We start from the raw sequence: 18006 nt of genomic DNA, 5'->3' as shown, positions 1-18006 counted from the left end.
GGCTCAGTACCTGATTTTCGGGTCGATCCAGGCGTAAAGGATATCGACGAAGAGATTGAAGGCGATGGTCAGCGATCCGAGCAGAATGGTGATGCCCATCATCACGGCGTAGTCGCGGTTGAGCGCGGATTCGACGAAGAACTTGCCGATGCCGCCGGTCGAGAAATACATGTCGATCACCACCGAACCGGTGATCATGCCGACAAAGGCCGGACCGAGATAGGAAATCACCGGCAAAAGCGACGGTTTGAGCGCATGTTTCATCACCACGCGGCGCATCGGCAGCCCCTTGGCCTTGGCCGTGCGGATATGGTTGGAGTTCAGCACCTCCAGCATGGATGAACGGGTGATGCGGGCAAGCGACGCCATGTAGGAGGTCGAAAGGGCAATCACCGGCATGATCATGTAGGCCGGATGGCCGAGCCCTTCCCAGCCGCCGCCGGGCAGCCAGCGCAGCCATAGCGTGAAGATCAACACCAGGATCGGTGCCATCACAAAATTCGGCAGAACCTGAGCACCGACCGAAATGCCGACGGCCAGACTGTCGAGCCAGGTATTGTGCCGCACAGCGGCAACCACGCCTAGGGTGACCCCGACAAGCACGGCGACGATGGCCGACAACAGGCCGTAGGTCAGCGTCACCGGAAAGCCCTGCGCGATAATCGAATTGACCGTCTGATCCGGATAAACGAATGACGGGCCGAAATCGAACCGCGAAACAATGCCCCAGATATAATCGACAAGCTGCTGCCACAGCGGCTGGTCGAGACCGTATTTTGCATTGATATTGGCAAGGACCTGCGGCGGCAGAGCGCGCTCGGAGGAAAACGGGCCGCCCGGAGCGGCGTGCATCAGGAAGAAGGAAAAGACAATCAGCAGCAGGATTGTCGGGATCGCCACAAACAGGCGCTTGATGATGTAACCGGTCATATTCGGCTTGGCTCGGTCTTGTGCTCCAGCCCTCCCCTCATGCCTCAAACTTAAAAGGCTCGTCAGGTTCGGACAATACGGACGATACGGCCCCGCGGGGCAACGGCAATTGCCGCCGCACCCGCGAGGCCGGTTTCATATCCTTAATTGGCGACGCGATAAAGGTCTTTCGCGTACCAGTTCTGAAGCACGTTTTCGACCGGAAGTCCCTTCAGGTCGGCAGGCACCATAACCGGCGTCGAATAGAAATAGATCGGCGCCAGCGGCATTTCCTCGGCCAGGATCTGCTCGGCCTTGTCGTAATCGGCCGACGGATCTTCCGCCGTCAGCGATGCCTTCATCACGGCATCATAATCGGGGTCGTCAAAACCGCCATAATTCATGCCGCCGGAGCGGAAATAATCGAGATAGGTGGATGCTTCGTCATAGTCACCGCACCAGGCGTAGCGGCCGATATCGAAATTGTAATTCTTGAGGTTGTCGAGATAGACCTTCCACTCGGTGTTGTTAAGCGTGACGTTGACGCCGATGGCCTTCCAGAACTGCTGGGCGGCAATGGCGATCTTCTTGTGGTCGTCGGAGGTGTTGTAGGAAAGCGTCAGTTCCAGCGGATTGCTCTTGTCGTATCCGGCTTCCTTGAGAAGTTCGACCGCTTTCTCATTGCGCTCTTCCTGCGACCACTCAGAATAATCGGTGACCGGCGGCTCGAAATCGGCGGTGGCGTAATAGGTCCAGCTATAGGCCGGCTTTTCGCCGCTGCGGGTGATGTTGTTGACGATGATGTCGCGATTGAGCGCATAGGAGAGCGCCTTGCGCACGCGCACATCCTTCAGCGCTTCCGGTCCCTTGTCGGAAAGGTTGAACAGATAGGCATAGGTGCACGAACGCGGCACGGCATGCGTCTGCTCCGGATATTCTTCCTTCAGGCGTGGGAACTGGCCGGACGGCAGCTCGATATAGTCCAGTTCACCGGCCAGATAGCGCGTCAGCGCTGCGTTCTTGTCGTTGATCGCCTGGAAATGAATGCTGTCGATGACGGTATTGTCGTTGTCCCAGTAGTTCTCGTTGCGCTCAAGCGTGAGGTCCTGACCGAGCTTGTCTTCAACCAGCTTGTAGGCGCCATTGCCGACCATGTTTTCCGGCAGGGTCCACTGGTCGCCATATTCTTCGACCACGGCCTTGTTGACCGGGAAGGTCGAGGTGTGGGTCAGCATCTTGACGAAGAAGGGGATCGGGCTTTCAAGCGTGACTTCCAGTGTGTGGTCATCAACAGCCTTGACGCCCAGCTCCGAAGGATCGGTCTCGCCCGCAATAATGGACGCTGCGTTCTTCACATTCATCAGCTCTTCATACCATGCGTATGTCGAACCGGTCGCGGGATCGGCAAGGCGCTGCCATGCGAAGACGAAATCCCCGGCCGTCACCGGATCGCCGTTGGACCATTTTGCGTCGGGGCGAAGATGGAAGGTATAGACCGTCTGATCGTCGGAAACCTCATAATCGGTTGCCACGCCGGGAACGAGATTGCCTGCATTATCCTGATTGTAGAGACCTTCAAACAGCTGACGTGCCACATGCGAACCTTCAACCGCGCTGTTGAGCTGCGGATCCTTGGTCTTGATGGCATCGAGCAACCAGTATTCCAGGTTCTGGTTGTCTGCCAGAGTTTCGTCAGGCTGCGGGTTTGCAGCATAGGCCGGCGCGGCCAGTAAAAGCGCAAGGCAGGAGGAAAGCAGAAGGGTCTTTTTCATCCGGACGGACTCCCATGTTTGTGGATTTTATGGCGCAATGAGAATGCTCAGGAACAGTATCTAACGTCATCATAGACTGACCAGAAATTCCATCGAACCATAGGCTCGCCGCATCGTTCCACGCAAGAGAAACAGAATCTTCTTCAGTGGTTTGATGCTTGTTTCTGAAGTTGCCAATGAAGCACAAGACTGCGCGAAACGGAAATTTTTTCGTGCAGTCCGTAAGGCATCCTCCCTCCTGGAAAGTTTCCCTCTACAATTAAAAATAATTAAATAACAACAGGTTATATTTCCATAAAGCTTCTTCACTGCCCAAACTTCAAAAACTTTTCAGGTGTGGGAAAACAAATGGCGCGCTCCTTTCTTTTCGGAAGGGAGTTGCAACGCCAACACGAGGCTGCAGAACGCTCATCAGGTTTGGGAGCATATCACCGAGCTTCAGGGCGCATTGGCGCTTGCCCTCCTCCATCGAACGATCGCGGTCTCCGATCACCATCCCCCTGACAGGGTATATTTCAACACGATCATAAAAGTTCGCCGCCATGCGCATCGGCACATGGCAACGGGTTTTCTGCTGTTCAGCTTCCGATCAGATCGACCGCGCGACCTCATAGGCGTCCCAGATGGCGTACATGATGTTGGACACATGCCGCGCATCGCCGAAGGTATAGACTTCCGGCACCATGTTGCGGACTTCGTTGTGGAGATCGCGGTTCGAGCTGTAGCCGACGGCGAGGATCGCGCTGTCGGCTTCCACCAGGGTTTCCGCGTCGCCGGTTACAACCTTGAAGCCACCCGGCGCCGGGGCCGTGACCCGGCTGGACGTCATGACGCCGATCTTCTTGAAATGCATCAGATCATGCAGCATGTCGTGATTGGCGTGACAGAGCGGCCCGGTCAGCGCCAGAATGTCATCCGCCATTTCGACAATGGTGACCTTCTTGCCCTTGTCATGCAGCCACATCGCCGTTTCGCAGCCGACAAGGCCCGCGCCGATGACGATGGCGCTGTCGCCGGGGTCTTTCACGCCGTTCAGCACGTCTTCGGCGGTCAGGACGTTTTCGGCGTCGCCGATCTTCAGGCGTTTCGGCCGTGCACCGGTGGCGACGATCAGCACATCGGGATCAGCCTTTTCGACGGCCGCCGGCGTGACGTCCGTGTTGAAGACCACCGGCACCTTCAGGTCGCGCAACGCCCGTTCATACCAGCTGATCAGACCGTGATCGTCCTCCTTGAAATCCGGCACGCCGCCGGGAATGACGACCCCGCCGAGGCGATCCGTCTTCTCGTAAAGCGTCACCACATGGCCGCGCAGCGCCGCAACGCGGGCCGCCTCCATGCCGGCGATGCCGCCGCCGACGATCATCACCGATTTCTTCTCCAATGCCGGGGTCAGCCCGTATTCCGCTTCCCGCCCGCAGGCCGGGTTCACCGCGCAGGAAACCTGGGTAAAGGCCGCCAGCCTGCCAAGACAGCCCTCCTGACAGGAGATGCAGGGACGGACTTTCTCGAATTTTTCCGCCCGCACCTTGTTGGGAAGCTGCGGATCGGCCAGCAGCGGCCGCGCCAGACCGATAAAGTCGGCCTGCCTGTTGTGGATTGCGTTGACCGCACGGTCGGGGTCGTCCATACGGCCGGCGGTGATCACCGGCACGCTGACCGCCTTTTTCAGAATCTCGTTATAGGGCGTATAGAGCCCCTTGGCCTGATACATCGGCGGATGGCTCCAGTACCAGCTGTCATAGGAGCCGACATCGCCGTTGAAGGCGTCGTAACCGGCAGCTTCAAGCAGCTTGGCGGCCTCAATGCCCTCAGGGATATCGCGACCCATTTCGACGAATTCCTCGCCCGGCAGGCCGCCCTGCTTCCAGCCCTTGATGAAGCTCTTGATCGAATAGCGCAGCGATACCGGATAGTCGTCGCCACAGCGTTCCTTGATCGCCTGCACAATTTCAACCGCAAACCGCAGCCGGTTTTCAAGGCTGCCGCCATATTCATCGGTGCGCTGGTTGAACATCGAAATGGCGAACTGGTCGAGCAGATAGCCCTCATGAACGGCGTGGATCTCGATGCCGTCGAAACCCGCCTGCTGGGCGATCTCGGCGCTGTCGGCGAATTTGCGCACATAGGTCCTGATTTCCTCGAACGTCAGCGCCCGACAGATAACGCCATCCATCCAGCGATGTGGGATCGGTGACGGCGCAATGGCGACCGTTCCGATGACGGAAGGAACGCCGACGCGACCGAAACCGGCCGAAAGCTGCAGGAACAGTTTGGCGTCATAGGCGTGGATACGCTCGCTCATGACCTTGCCGGTCCGGATGAAGCTGTGCGGGTTCAGCGTCGGACAGGGCGCCGATGGCATGACGCATTGTTCAATCTCGTTTTCCACCATCGTCACGCCGGTCATGATCAGGCCCGCGCCGCCCTTGGCGCGCTCGACATAATATTCGACGCCGCGCTGGTTGTAGGCGCCATCGGCATCGCAGAAGCCGACCGGCCCGATCGGTTCCATCACATACCGGTTCTTGATTTCCACAGAGCCGATCTTCATCGGTTCGAACAGAATTTCATGTTCCTGTTTCATTGTTGTCTCCTGTCACTCCGAAAGGCGGCGGAGAACCGGGCAAAAAGGCAGGCTCCGCCTCAAGTCGCGCCCATAGCTACGCCCGGCTTTAAATCGATACAAAGACTTGCTAGTGCTATCGCCCATGCTTGCGAGGTATGGGCAGATGGAACTTCGGCATTTACGGTATTTCGTCGCGGTGGCGGATGAAGGCAGCGTCAGCGAGGCCGCGCGCTCGACGCTACATACGGCACAGCCTTCGCTGAGCCGGCAGTTGCGCGACCTGGAAGCAGAGCTTGGCGTGATGCTGTTTGCGCGCGAGACGCGCGGGATGCGGCTGACCCGCGAGGGGCAGATCTTCCTCGGCCATGCCCGGCAGATCCTCAGACAGGTCGACAGCTCCGTCTCACGCCTCAAGGCGTCGTCGCTGCTGCTACGGGTGGGGATCATTTCCGGCCTTGAGGCCGAAATCCTGCCGCGGCTGCGCCAAATTCTCAAAAAGGAGGCAGACGATCTGGAAATCGTCGTGACCAGCCGGTCATCCGTCGCGCTTTTACAGGCGGTGCATGACGGCAATCTGGATTTCGCCTTCGTCCGGGGCGCAACGTCCCTGCGCGGCGTGCGCTCCAATTCGATCGACAGACATCGCATCGCCGCTTTCATGCGGGCGGACCACCCTCTCGCCGCCCGCGATGCGCTTTCCATCGACGACATTGCCGGTCACGCGCTGGTCGCCATCAACGAACGCGTCGGCCCGGCCCTGCGGCGGACAATCGACATCTGGTGCGAGGAAAACAATGTCATTCTCGAACCCACGCACAGCGCTGCCGATATCGCGGCAGCCTTTTCCCTGATGCTGGTGACCGATACGCTCACGCTGATGCCGGAATATGCAGAGCGGGTCATGCCCTCTTCACTTGTCATGCGGCCATTGCTGAATGGACCAAACCCGCTTGACCTGTCCATCGCCTGCCGCTCGCTGAGCTCGGCCGCAGTGCAATCACTCGTCAACGCGACGACGCGTTCCTGGCTGAGACAGGGCGCCAATGAAGCGTAGGAGTGCAGACAAAATCAAATGGTTGGCTGTTTCAAAAGACGGGCTCATGCAGCGCCGGCTTCTCGCGTGATCCATCGCCGGAACGCCGCGATCTTGGGAACGGTCAGCTTGTTTGGGTGGACGACCACGAAATAACTTTCCTTCGTTGGAACGGGCGCCTCGATTGCGAGAACCACGTTTCCGGTTTTCAGAGCACCGGCAGCATAAACATCCCGCACGACGGCAAGGCCCTGTCCGGCACTGGCGCCTTGGATTAACATGGCGTCGTCGGCATAACTTGGCCCTTTCGATGCATTGCGGCCGGCCTTGACGCCAAGCGCGCGAAACCAGGTCGCCCATTCGACCCGGTCGCGATCCTGCAATAGCGGATAGCGCAGGCAATCGACCGGATCGGTCAGGGTGCCGTCAAGCAGGAGTGATGGGCTTGCAATCGCGATGAGACGCGGTTCGAACAGCAAAGTGGCGTCAAGACCGGAATATTCGCCGGAACCGTGCCGTATCGCAACGTCAACCATGCCGTTCTTCATGTCAGCAAGCTGGACCGATGTTTCAACCCGCACCTCTATCTCGGGATGTTGCGCGGTGAAACCACCGAGGCGGGGCGCAAGCCAACAGGCAGCAAAAGACGGCGTCGTGCTGACGACGAGAGAACGTGGCTTTGCCCGACGATCTTCGAACACCTGAACCGCGGCATCGATCTGCTCAAATCCCGGCGCAACCATGTTGAACAGCCTGAGGCCATGCGCCGACAGCTTCACTTCACGATTGCCGCGCTGAAGCAGTTTGACCCCAAACCTCGTTTCCAGCGATTTGACCTGCTGGCTCACAGCCCCCGGTGTGACATTCAATTCCAACGCGGCGCGTTTAATGCTGCCTTGCTGCCCGACTTCGATGAAGGCGCGTAGCGCGCTGAAAGAAACAGGTAGTGTCATAAGACAGAGTTTAGCTGAACTAAATCATTCGACAACAGAAATGATTTGTCCGACTGGTGCCGAAATGTATGTCTGCATTCATGCAAACTCATCCTCATCAACCTGATCACCTGCCGGCCGCTCTGGTTCGCCTTTTGGCGGTGGGCGCTGGCGCGTCCGTTGCCAACAGCTACTACAATCAGGCGTTTCTCGGCCATTTGACGACGGATTTCGGCTTGGCATCCGGGATCGCCGCCATTGTGCCGGTGTTGACGCAAGCCGGAAACGCGCTCGGCGTGCTTTTTCTCGCCCCGCTCGGGGATCGACTGGAACGCAAGTCTCTCATCCTCATAACCATCGGAACTCTGGTGGCAGCGTTGATCGGCGCGGCCATCTCGCCAGGCTTCATATGGCTTGCAATCGCAAGCCTTGCGGTTGGTCTGTTTGCCACTGTTGCACAACAGATCGTTCCTCTCGCCGTGCATCTGGCTCCGCCTTCGGAACGTGGGCGCATACTCGGCAAAGTGACAGGCGGCATCCTCATTGGCATTTTGCTTGCCCGCACCATCAGCGGCGCAATCTCGGACCTTTGGGGCTGGACATACGTATTCTGGTTTGCTGCCGTCCTGATGACGGCGGTCGCTGTCGCATTGGCCATCTGGTTACCGCGCGTACCGCCGACGACCCACTTGAGTTATCCGCGCCTGCTTGGGTCTCTGTGGACACTGATACGGGCGCATGAGGCTCTCCGGAGGGCGGTCATGGTGCAATTCCTGATCTTTGCAGCCTTTATCGGTTTCTGGTCAAATCTCGCATTGTTGTTGTCTGAACCGCCCTATCAACTCGGTGGCACGGCGGTCGGCCTTTTGGCGCTTGTCGGTGTCGCAGGCGCACTTGCGGCTCCCATTGCCGGTGGCTTTGCGGACCGTCAGGGGCCGGCTGTTGTGGTTTCGTTCGGCGCGGCGCTCGTGGTGCTGGCCTTTCTCATTTTCGGTCTTTGGCGCGGTTCCATCACCGGTTTGATTGTAGGCATTCTGGTTCTGGACCTTGCGGTACAGTCCTCGCAGGTTGCCAACCAGGCGCGCGTCTATGCGCTTGATCCGACTGCACGCAGCCGACTGAACACGGTTTTCATGGCAACCATGCTCGCGGGAGGCGCGGCCGGTGCCGGTCTCGCCGGTGCTGCATATGCCGCCTGGGGCTGGACCGGGACATGCGTGTTCGGTGCGACGTCATCGGCGCTGGCACTATTTTTGTCCCGGAAATCGAAATGAGATTTCGGGATTTGTTTTGCGGCAGGATGCCTGTTTCATCGATACGCGACAATTATAAAGCCAAGGGAATGCCCGTTATGGAACGGCAGGCTATGACGCGCTCGCCCAAAAACCGAAAGTCACTCCTGGCCCCGATGTAGCCGCCGGTTTGCAGCGCCATCGATACAGCGTTGGCCCTCACATCGGAAAGAAAAAGCCGATCGCGAAAACCGACGTCAAGCCGACGATGATGTTCATCGGGATTCCCATCTTCAGGAAATCGCCGAACCGGTAGTTGCCGGCTCCATAAACGAGCGTGTTGGTCTGATAACCGATCGGCGTTGCGAAGCTCGCACTGGCTGAAAACATCACGGCAACGACAAACGGCCGGGGATCAAGGCCGAGCTGGGTGGCAAGCGCGATGACGACGGGCGTGTAGACAACCGCTACAGCATTGTTGGTAACGGTCTCCGTCAGGATGGAGCCGACAAAATAGACCGCCAGCAGCATGAGCATCGGTGACAGGTTTTCAAGCCATGGCTTCAGCATGTTCACGACCAGTTCCACGGCGCCGCTGTTTTCCAGGCCGGCGCCCACGATCAGCATCGCGAAGATCAGAACAAGAATGGACCCGTCGATGGTCTTCCAGGCTTCATCGCTGTCAATGCAGCGAAGCGCGAGAATAACGGCAACGCCCAGCAGAGCAAGGATGCCGATTGGCAAGACGTTGAATGCGGCAAGGGTGACGATGCCGATCAGGGTCAAAACGGCGATCGGTGCCTGACGCCGACGAAAGGCCCGGCCGCCGGGCTCCGTCACGGAAACAACATCGCCAACCCTCGACAGATCGCTGAACCCTTCCGAGGTGCCTTCAAGAAGCAGTTTGTCGGCCGGACGCAATTGAACATTGGGCAGGTCCGGCCCTGCCACATGGCTGGCGCGATAGGCTCCCAGGACGCGCATGCCTGCGCGCCGCCCGAGCGCCAGGTTCGCTATTGTCGTGCCGGAACTTCTGCGCGATGGCGACACGATGACCTCGGCCACCCGGACTTCGGCGTCCGGTTCCAGAAAAACCGAGCGCTGCAAGCCGACCTGCAGGCCGGCCTGTTCTTCGAAGGTCAGAAGTTCGGATGTCGGGGCGATCAGGATCACTGCGTCACCCTGTTTGAGAACGTGTTCGGGCAGGCCGCTTCGTTCGATCTCGCTCCCGTGCCGAATGCCTGTCACACGAATGCCGGACCGCTGGAAGTCGCTGATTTCGGAAAGCGTTTTGCCAATGCCCGCATAGTCGGACAGAACCGTGACCTCGGACAGGAACGGCGTCTCCTCATCGCCGACATTCTCGCCGGTGTCCCGGTGCGGCAGCAGGAACCTGCCGAGCGCAAAGACGGAAATGCCGCCCACAACCGCCGAGATGATACCGACAGGCGCGATTTCGAATATCGAGAACGGCTCCAGACCGTTCTGTTGCGCCACTCCCGCCACCAGAAGATTGGTCGAGGTGCCGATCAATGTGCAGGTTCCGCCTAGAATGGCGGTGTAGGAAAGCGGTATCAGCAGTCGGGTGGGCGCCATGCTCAGGCTTGCGGCAAGGCGCACCACCACCGGGATGAGGACAAGGACAACCGGCGTACTGTTCATGAAGGCGGAAGCGGACGCTGCGATAACGATAAAGATCATGATCGCAAAAACAGGGTGGGATTTCGCTCGTCCCACGATGAAATCGGCAAGAGCATCCAGAACGCCTGTCCGCAACAGGGCGCCGGAAACGACGAACATCGCTCCGATGGTAATCGGGGCGGAGCTGGAAAACACGCTCATCACATCATCCGCAGACACCAGGCCAAGGACGATGAACAGCGCCGCGCCGATGACAGCAGTGACATCGGGCGGATATTTTTCGATCGTGAAGGCTGCGAAGAGAAGCGCCAGAAGCACCAGTGCCACAATGGCGGGGGAAACACCGATGAACGCGATCATGACTTTCCGTTCTGCTGTCCGGTTTGGACGCAAATGCTGATATTGATTTCCTCCCGTTCAGATTGTCACAATCTCGACAGCGAGAAAACGGCCCGGTTGCGCACGATCGCCGGCAATGCCTTCTGATGGGCCAAGCCGAAGCAAGCCAGACGCGCGAAAACCGTTTTGAAAGAACGTCGCTGGGCGGTGACCGGTTCCAGAGCCTCGGAGACAAGTCAGGAAAACATCGATTTTTCAGGCAAGCTCAGCTGTCGAGGTTCCATCGACGATCACATGATCGTCGTCCATCGGGCATTTCTCGATGCCGGCATCGATCCGGTAGATGAAGTGGATGGAGAGCATTGCAGCCAACGCCAAGACGAAGGCGCTGGCTGGAGCGAAGGGACGGAACGCTCGATGAGCGGCTATCGTCTTGTGAACCGCGCTGGCCCGTTCAGGGCGAACAGTTCAATCTCCAGCGTTTCGGCCTTGCCCGGGCCGCCGGAGAACGTGGCGGCCGAGCGGGAGCCTGCGGGCGCGTTTTCGGTATCGATGTCGAACACCATCATCGCGCCGTCCCACGGCATCAGCTGAAACGCCTCTGGCCTGGGCCCGACCAGCAAGGCCAGCCCACCGGTCTCGTCCTCGGCCACCTCGACGGTCCCGAAATAGGGGTGACTGTAGCGGCCGATGCTATAGCTTGCGGGCGGCGGCGCTGCGGCCGCCTTAGGGAACGGCTTTCCGGCGGTCTCGCCCAGCGGGGTGTAAAAGCCCGCAAACATCGGCTCATAGCCTGAAAACCAGTCGCGCGTGACAGCGCCGGTCTGGACCATGTCGGTAAAGCTCGCGCCGATCGATTCGACCGCGCCGACCGGAGCCGCGTTGGAGAGCACCACAATCCCGACATCGAGCGAGGGGATCAGCGCAAAATAGGTGGCAGCCCCCATAATGAAAGCGCCGGAATGGCTGAGGATCACCCGGCCGCTCGGGTCTGTGCTGACGCCGAATCCGTAGCCATAAAAACCGGCGCGTTCATCCGGGCTGTGCGGCCTTCTGGAAAAACTCTGCGGGCTGATTGCCGGCTGCAAGGCTTCGGGCCGGATGAGGTCGGCGCCATCGGCGAGCACCATCTTCATCCATTTCGTCATGTCATTGGCCGTAGAACTGATACCGCCAGCAGGCGACTGGGCATCAGGCTGGCGCTGATAGAGCGGGGCGAAACCCTCTGCGGTTCGGGCATGGGGCGTCGCGCGGTTTTCGCGCGCCATGAAGTCTTCAAAGCGCGCGCTGGTATTGGTCATGCCAAGCGGCTGAAATACGGCCTCCTGCGCAAGATCGCTCCACGCCATGCCGGAAGCATCGGCAACCGCTTCGGCGGCTGCCGTCAGGCCGAAATTCGTATAGGCATAGCTGGTGCGAAAGGGTGAAAGCGGCTGAAGCCTCAGCCGCTCGAGAATGGTCTGGCGGCCGAAACCGAGGTCCTCGAGATCATCTCCGGCATGATCCGGCAGGCCCGAGCGATGGCTGTAGAGGTCGCCGATTGTCAGCCGTTCGCTGACCGCCGCGTCAGAGAGCGAAAACCACGGCAGCAGGTCTTGCATGCGGCTGTCCCAGGAGACCACATCGCGGCTGACCTGGCGGGCGACAACCGTCGCGCCGATGGATTTGGACAGCGAGGCGAGCTGGAACACCGTATCGGGTGTGACCGGCAGGTCGCCGCCGCGTGTGCCAAATCCCTTGGCATAGACAGTCTCGCCGCCGTGAACCACTGCGACGGCAACGCCCGGCACGCCGCTGCGGGCCTTGATGTCTTCAATGATGCCATCAAGCGCGGCCACGGCCTTATCAATCTGCCCGGATGGAACCGGAACACCTGCCGTTCGCGATGGCGGCAGCATTTCGGCCAATGCCGGAGCCGAGAGCAAGACAAGAGAGGCCGAAGCCAGCGAAGCGGAAGCCAGAAAACGGCGGCGCGAAGCTTTGAAATGTGACATGGAAAACCTCTATCCTCTTTTCGAAAACCGGCTCCGCCGGAACGTCTCGTTTGTCAGGTGCCGATGCGACCTGGACCGCATCAAAGCGGTAGCCCCAGTTTGAAGAAAACCCTGAGCCCCTCATCCCCACCATTGTCGGGACTGTACCATGGCACCGCCGCGATCAGCTGAAACTTCATCTTTTCCTTTAACATGCCGCTGACACCGATGCCGACAGACCCCAGAGCGTCGCGCGCATAGTCGGCGCTTGCCGCGTCATTCCAGACCACGCCATAATCGGTGAAGGCCGTCCAGGTCAGATCCGGAAGCGCCGACCAGCCGGTTTCGATGTCATGGCTGATTTCAAGGGCTGCCGCCGTTCCGCTGGCACCGGAGAGGCTGCCGCCGTCGAAAGCCCAGCCATAAGGATCTCCGCCGAGGGAGAACTGCGCTGCTACTGGCAGCGGCGTTGCGGAATACTGTCCGGCACTGCGCAGACGAATGGCCGTGTCGGCGCCAAGGTCATGCGCGATGTCGAAATTCAACCGCGCGAACCGATAGTCCTCCGGCACGTCGGGCAGCGCGGTTTTCTGTCCCAGCCCCTGTCCGAATTCGGCTTTCGTCAGAAAGGCCGTCGACCCGCTCTGACGATCATAGGTCAGCGACATCGCCGCCCATCGCGTCTGTTCGCGCGCTGCCCGCGTACCCATGACATCAATGCGGTCATTGCGCAGATTGACCTCGAACCTTCCGAAAAGGCTCTGATCGATCGTGCGGATGAACGGATAATCGAGCCGCGCCGTGCCGACCACGGATTGGATATGAAGGTCGTCGGCTTTCAGATCTCCGCCCGGTTTCTGGGTCACGTATGACAGGTCATATCCAGCGGACAGACCGTTAAAGCCGATCGGGATATCCTGAGATGCCTGCAGAAAAACCATTTCCTGCGGCGTGTTGGGAACCGTCACGCCCACGAGGCTCGCCGTGTCGAAAAGCCCCAGCATGTCATTGACGGTGACCTTGCCGGACAGCTCCAGCGGGCCGACCTCATCGGAACCCAGATTGTCGAGTCCGGCTCCGGCTGAGGCGCGGTCGAAACCGATATTGAGACGCAGCGTTCCGCCACCTTGCGGGTTTTCCGGCCGTATCAGAATGCCTTCGATATCGAGCCCACCAAGATCGCTCATCAGCAGCAGGATGCGCTCGGCCTCTCTGATCCGGATCGGCCGCATGGCGATGATGCCATCAATATAGGGCGAAAGCCGTTGGCGAATGCCCGGAATGGAACTGTTGATCTCCAGCGTCTCGACATAGCTTTCATAGACGCGCAGCGTAATCTTTCCGGAAGAGAAGTCCTGAACCGGCACGACGGTCATCGAAAAATAGCCCGCCCGCAGATACCGAGCGTCGACCTCAGCGGCAATCCGGTAGAGATCGGCAAGGCTGATGACCTTCCCCGCCGTACCCTGCCAGAGATCGGAAAACGCCGTAGCCGGAAGTGTTTCCGTGCCCTTGATCGTCAAAGAATTCAGCGTGAAGCGGATCCGGGCGGCATCCTTTTCGGGAGTGCGCCGACGCTGATCCTGCACCTTGATATCGACCGTGCCGATGCGCTGCGGCGGTGTGAACCGCTCGAGAATGGTCGTCTGGCCGGCAACCGTCTGTTCGATCCGCTCTGCGGTTTGTGCCAGGGCCGTGTCTGTTTTTGCCAGAAGGCAGCCCAGCGCCAGCAAACCACAGCCGAGAAATCCCCACCAGGAGGAAACCGGACGGGCGGGAGGCCCGTTTTTGCCGGGTAACTGCGCAGATCCGCCTGCCGCCTTCTCGTCGTGGGGCATTTCAGGGGAATTCTGGCGCGCTGTCGCGAACAAACCGGAATTCTCTGACAAGGCCGTTTGATGCATGGTTCCCCCAATACGGATCGTTGCATAAGGGACCCTGCTTTGCATTCAGCCTGATGACGGCGGCGAGGCGCACCGGTTTTGACGAGACCCTGTTTCGCCAACGCTTATCGGGCAGCCGTCTTGCGTTTGAAATCCCCTGTTCAGGGGGGAATGGGCTGGCCCAGCCACAGCGCCATCAGTGCGGCGCGACTGGAAACGCCATATTTTCGGTAGATCCGCTTGACGTGATCATGGACGGTATGGGGGCTCTGGCCATTGTGTTCGGCAATCTTGCGTTCTGAAAGCCCCTGCAGCAGGTCATGCAGCACCCTGCTTTCCATCGGCGTCAAGGGCTCGGAGGCAACCCCGATCCCCTCCGACAGCATCTGCAAGCGGTAAAACCAGCGGATACCGCGCAAGGCGTGCATCACGATCTGGCGATCACGCTCGCAAAACGATGGCTGCGAGAGCGAGCGGTGAAAGCCAATCTGGATTTCGGCGTCTGCATTGATGGGAATGCCCACCCAGATCGAGTCCAACCGATCCAGACCGCGATAAAAGGTCTTGTAGGAATAGCTTTCATACCACTCGGGCGTGGCAAGCTCATGCAGCATGAAGACCCGAAATTGTCCGGCAAGCTCTGCATTGCGGATCGTGGTGATGTCAGGTTCCCCCTTCTCCATCAGTGCAAATGCTTCCTGAATGGTTCTCGCAGTTTCCGCGTCGGGATAAAGCGCGGAAAGGCTGCGTGGGCGCCAGCCGAAAAGCGGATCGCGCTGCATGTTGTCGACCAGCCTGACGGCTCCGATCCAGTCAGCCTGCCGCGCATCGATCATGTCGCAAACGACAGAAAGCAGGCGTAGCCGCGCCTCCGGCATGCGCGACGCCTCGAAATCCGCCAACTCGTCCCAGAGCGTATAAATCCGTTCAATATCGATTGTTTCTTCCTGCATCAGATCATGTGACCGTGGAGCACGGTTGTTGCACCCTTTTTGTATGTCGGTAACACCTTGAAAATATTGGCGTGCCCGAAAGGTCTAGAAACCGCAACCGTAAGCTCATAAAGTCACGGCAAAATCAATATCATAAAGGAACAAAATAAAGTTTTTTATAAACGAAAACCAGCTGAAACATTAGGCTTTTCGTCGGCTCTGCAAGCCAAGTCACGCCACTTCATCTAGCGGTTCCCGTTTTTTGGATGGGCAATATTCGCTGGATACAGCAGCTTATTGGAACGCACGCGACGGGGCGGATTAAAGTTTAACCCGCCCCGCAGCCAATTCCGATTTAATGTATTCTAGAAGCTGTAACCCAAACCGACCTGCACGCGGTTTTGATGGGACTTCACGCTGAAACTGTTGTCGAAACCAAAGGGGTGATCGACCTTCGGGAAATGCGAGTATCGATATTCAACACGGCCGAACAAGTTCTTGGTAAACGCGTATTCAGCACCGGCACCGATGGTCCAGCCGTTGAATGCCTGGTCGTCTGTATCGATGCTTCCACCAGGCCCTGAAGCCTTCAAGCGAGCACCGACAACTTCCCAGCCGCCTGTCGCATAGATGAGTGCCTGATCAAAGGCATAGCCCGCGCGAGCGCGGATCGATCCACCCCACTGGAGATCAAGCTTGCCATTCATTGGCTGATAGGAGCCGTTCAAAAGAACGTCCAGATTCTGATCATCCGAGCCAAAATTATAATCGAGCTCACCTTCGACACCCAACACGAAATTATTTTCGAACTGGTAATTGTAACCGACAAAGCCGCCGATCAACCCATTGTTTGAATCAAGGCTCGACTGACGTATTCTGAATGTATTGGGTTCCGCTTCGGTCCACACCCAGCCGCCGACCCCACCGACATAAAACCCCTGCCAGTTGAAAGCGGTGGGCACATCCCTCATCGGAGGCACCTCTTGCTGTGGCGCAGGAGTCATCACGATATCGGCTGCATTGGCCGAGACGCCGCTCATCAAAGAAGCCAACGTAATCAAAGCTATTTTACGCATATCTGCCCCTCTCCAAAGAACGCGTCCAAACGCGTTGGGTAATTATCTTATTACGATCGCCTAAATTAGTTAAAACCGCATAAATGCGACAAATTTTAGTCGAATTATGGTCATAATGCATAAAGTGTAGATATGTTCCGTTATTAATAAATTTTATTTTATTCGCGATTTAGGATATTAATTACAGGATATATACTAAAACGTGCAGACCGATTTCCATAATTTGAAGGAATGGAATCCCCGGCAGAGCTTTATCTAGTTCATAAGGCGTCGACTGATGTGGAGCTCGGCATGGCTTTCATGCCAACGCTTCAAGCGCGATGGCATTCAACTTCATCAAATCCGCCCATGCTGCCTAAGCTGATGGCGTCCGGAATAAATTCTCTATTGCAAAAGCATATGCAGGAATGGCGCGCCCAGCACGTTCACAACGCCCACGAGGACCATCATCAGGCCGGCAACCGAGCTTTCTTCCTTGCCGATCTCCGTTGCCTTGGCCACGCCCGCGCCATGGGCCCCCATGCCGAACAGGGCGCCGCGCGCCAGCGCAGAACGCAGCGGCAGAACATGCAGCAGAACCTCGCCGATCAGCGCGCCGGCAACGCCGGTGATAACCACGAAGACGGCAGTGAGATCGGGAATGCCGCCGATATCTTCCGAGACGGTCATGGCGAAAGGCGTGCTGAACGAACGCGGCATAAGGCTCAACCGCAGGCTTTCGTTGAGACCCAACAGATCGGCCATACCCCAGGCCGAAAGCATGGCTGTGCCGCTGCCAGCCACCACACCGATCAAAAGCAGGGGCCAGTAGCGCCTGATCATATCTCTCTGTTCGAAGATCGGCAGCGCAAAGGCCACCGTTGCCGGACCAAGCATCATCACCAGCCAGTGGGTGGCATGAATATAGCCGGAATAGCTCTGACGCAGGATCAGGGCGACGACAATCAACAGCGCCGGCGTCAACACCAGTGGCGCCGTCAGCGGTGAGGCAAAACGGCGATTGAGTTTCTTGGAGACAATGTAAAAGGCAATGGTCAGCAACGACCAGAAAACCGTTGCCGTAAGCATTCCGAGGAAGGGCATCACTTGGTGTCCGAATTCAGCTTGGCCATCAACCGGAAACCGAGATCGACGGAAAGCGCGGTTGTGACCATCACACAGACAACGCCGGACAAAATGACCGCCATGATTTTCAGGCCATCAATGCCGAGAAATTCGGGATGATCCAGCACGGCCAGAACGGCAGGTACGAAGAAGAGCAGAAGTTCGGCAATGAACCAGCGGGCACCGCGCCGGATGCTGGCGGGCTGCACAGCGCCGGAAATCAAGGCCATGAGCAGGAACATCATGCCGACCACGCTGCCGGGGATGGGCAGGCCAAGTCCGCGCGAAATCATTTCACCGGCAATCCAGATGCAGAAAAGCGCAGCCATCTGAGCAACCAGGCTCTGGCGCAGTTTGCGCCGGAAAATCACGGACGTCTTATGAAACGACGCCGGGTTTGTTTGCGGCGCGGGGGTGAGCAATGCCATTACGCGGTCCTTTCACACACATGATATAGAACCCCGGCTGCCCGGTTAAAATTGAAGAGATGGCATGCACACTATGACGTCACAGCATAGCTCCCTGATTTTTATCAAGAAAACGGTTCCCTGCCCGGCACCGACTGCCGTCCTTATGAAGGAAGGTCATTAATTCTGCGGGCAGTTCTTCAT

At 58.2% G+C, this 18006-nt stretch carries 13 protein-coding genes; 2 read left to right on the top strand and 11 right to left on the bottom strand.

Translation table 11 applies throughout. From position 1 onward, the window contains the following. Window positions 1-3: 3 nt before the first annotated feature. From oppB to ACHZCU_RS17600, 3 genes are all read right to left on the bottom strand, one after another. Window positions 4-930, bottom strand: a complete 927-nt coding sequence (gene oppB / locus ACHZCU_RS17610; RefSeq protein WP_106308944.1) for an oligopeptide ABC transporter permease OppB — start codon at window positions 928-930, stop codon at window positions 4-6. A 143-nt stretch (window positions 931-1073) separates the two neighbouring features. Further along, window positions 1074-2681 (bottom strand): peptide ABC transporter substrate-binding protein, encoded by a 1608-nt coding sequence (locus ACHZCU_RS17605; protein WP_319519891.1) that lies wholly within the window; start codon window positions 2679-2681, stop codon window positions 1074-1076. A 589-nt stretch (window positions 2682-3270) separates the two neighbouring features. Beyond that, window positions 3271-5268, bottom strand: coding sequence for an FAD-dependent oxidoreductase (locus tag ACHZCU_RS17600; protein WP_319519890.1), 1998 nt, complete (start codon window positions 5266-5268; stop codon window positions 3271-3273). Between the two features lie 145 nt (window positions 5269-5413). Between ACHZCU_RS17600 and ACHZCU_RS17595 the strand changes: the two genes are divergently transcribed. Beyond that, on the top strand, window positions 5414-6304 hold the full coding sequence (locus ACHZCU_RS17595; protein ID WP_319519889.1) for a LysR substrate-binding domain-containing protein: 891 nt from the start codon (window positions 5414-5416) through the stop codon (window positions 6302-6304). A 44-nt stretch (window positions 6305-6348) separates the two neighbouring features. On the opposite strand, the gene ACHZCU_RS17590 is transcribed toward ACHZCU_RS17595, so the two are convergent. Then, on the bottom strand, window positions 6349-7236 hold the full coding sequence (locus tag ACHZCU_RS17590; protein ID WP_319519888.1) for a LysR substrate-binding domain-containing protein: 888 nt from the start codon (window positions 7234-7236) through the stop codon (window positions 6349-6351). Between the two features lie 140 nt (window positions 7237-7376). Between ACHZCU_RS17590 and ACHZCU_RS17585 the strand changes: the two genes are divergently transcribed. Beyond that, the gene (locus tag ACHZCU_RS17585; protein WP_319520121.1) at window positions 7377-8489 is read left to right on the top strand and encodes an MFS transporter; all 1113 of its coding nucleotides are present in this window, start codon (window positions 7377-7379) and stop codon (window positions 8487-8489) included. Between the two features lie 177 nt (window positions 8490-8666). On the opposite strand, the gene ACHZCU_RS17580 is transcribed toward ACHZCU_RS17585, so the two are convergent. From ACHZCU_RS17580 to ACHZCU_RS17550, 7 genes are all read right to left on the bottom strand, one after another. Further along, on the bottom strand, window positions 8667-10448 hold the full coding sequence (locus tag ACHZCU_RS17580) for an SLC13 family permease (protein ID WP_319519887.1): 1782 nt from the start codon (window positions 10446-10448) through the stop codon (window positions 8667-8669). Window positions 10449-10852: 404 nt separating this feature from the next. Then, the gene (locus tag ACHZCU_RS17575) at window positions 10853-12421 is read right to left on the bottom strand and encodes a serine hydrolase domain-containing protein (RefSeq protein ID WP_319519886.1); all 1569 of its coding nucleotides are present in this window, start codon (window positions 12419-12421) and stop codon (window positions 10853-10855) included. An 80-nt stretch (window positions 12422-12501) separates the two neighbouring features. Beyond that, window positions 12502-14238 (bottom strand): ShlB/FhaC/HecB family hemolysin secretion/activation protein, encoded by a 1737-nt coding sequence (locus ACHZCU_RS17570; RefSeq protein ID WP_319519885.1) that lies wholly within the window; start codon window positions 14236-14238, stop codon window positions 12502-12504. Between the two features lie 206 nt (window positions 14239-14444). Beyond that, window positions 14445-15236 carry a helix-turn-helix transcriptional regulator gene (locus ACHZCU_RS17565; RefSeq protein WP_319519884.1) on the bottom strand — a complete coding sequence of 264 codons (792 nt, stop codon included), beginning with the start codon at window positions 15234-15236 and terminating at the stop codon, window positions 14445-14447. Window positions 15237-15580: 344 nt separating this feature from the next. Beyond that, entirely contained in the window at window positions 15581-16291 is a 711-nt protein-coding gene (locus tag ACHZCU_RS17560; RefSeq protein ID WP_319519883.1) for an outer membrane protein, read from the bottom strand. Between the two features lie 384 nt (window positions 16292-16675). Then, on the bottom strand, window positions 16676-17374 hold the full coding sequence (locus ACHZCU_RS17555; protein WP_106308935.1) for an LrgB family protein: 699 nt from the start codon (window positions 17372-17374) through the stop codon (window positions 16676-16678). Continuing rightward, window positions 17374-17823 (bottom strand): CidA/LrgA family protein, encoded by a 450-nt coding sequence (locus ACHZCU_RS17550; protein ID WP_394706128.1) that lies wholly within the window; start codon window positions 17821-17823, stop codon window positions 17374-17376. The genes ACHZCU_RS17555 and ACHZCU_RS17550 overlap by 1 nt, the downstream gene beginning before the upstream one ends. Window positions 17824-18006 lie beyond the last annotated feature (183 nt).

Origin of the sequence: uncultured Martelella sp., from assembly GCF_963677965.2 — a bacterium.
GTDB classification, from domain to species: Bacteria; Pseudomonadota; Alphaproteobacteria; order Rhizobiales; family Rhizobiaceae; genus Martelella; species Martelella mangrovi.
Note: the sequence above shows the minus strand (reverse complement) of the source record. Positions and strands in the feature narration are given on the sequence as shown.

Excerpts from the sequence above, each read along its gene's own strand:
- oppB (WP_106308944.1), bottom strand. The coding sequence starts at position 930 with ATGACCGGTTACATCATCAAGCGCCTGTTTGTGGCGATCCCGACAATC.
- ACHZCU_RS17605 (WP_319519891.1), bottom strand. The coding sequence starts at position 2,681 with ATGAAAAAGACCCTTCTGCTTTCCTCCTGCCTTGCGCTTTTACTGGCC.
- ACHZCU_RS17600 (WP_319519890.1), bottom strand. The coding sequence starts at position 5,268 with ATGAAACAGGAACATGAAATTCTGTTCGAACCGATGAAGATCGGCTCT.
- ACHZCU_RS17595 (WP_319519889.1), top strand. The coding sequence starts at position 5,414 with ATGGAACTTCGGCATTTACGGTATTTCGTCGCGGTGGCGGATGAAGGC.
- ACHZCU_RS17590 (WP_319519888.1), bottom strand. The coding sequence starts at position 7,236 with ATGACACTACCTGTTTCTTTCAGCGCGCTACGCGCCTTCATCGAAGTC.
- ACHZCU_RS17580 (WP_319519887.1), bottom strand. The coding sequence starts at position 10,448 with ATGATCGCGTTCATCGGTGTTTCCCCCGCCATTGTGGCACTGGTGCTT.
- ACHZCU_RS17575 (WP_319519886.1), bottom strand. The coding sequence starts at position 12,421 with ATGTCACATTTCAAAGCTTCGCGCCGCCGTTTTCTGGCTTCCGCTTCG.
- ACHZCU_RS17570 (WP_319519885.1), bottom strand. The coding sequence starts at position 14,238 with ATGCCCCACGACGAGAAGGCGGCAGGCGGATCTGCGCAGTTACCCGGC.
- ACHZCU_RS17565 (WP_319519884.1), bottom strand. The coding sequence starts at position 15,236 with ATGCAGGAAGAAACAATCGATATTGAACGGATTTATACGCTCTGGGAC.
- ACHZCU_RS17560 (WP_319519883.1), bottom strand. The coding sequence starts at position 16,291 with ATGCGTAAAATAGCTTTGATTACGTTGGCTTCTTTGATGAGCGGCGTC.
- ACHZCU_RS17555 (WP_106308935.1), bottom strand. The coding sequence starts at position 17,374 with ATGCCCTTCCTCGGAATGCTTACGGCAACGGTTTTCTGGTCGTTGCTG.
- ACHZCU_RS17550 (WP_394706128.1), bottom strand. The coding sequence starts at position 17,823 with ATGGCATTGCTCACCCCCGCGCCGCAAACAAACCCGGCGTCGTTTCAT.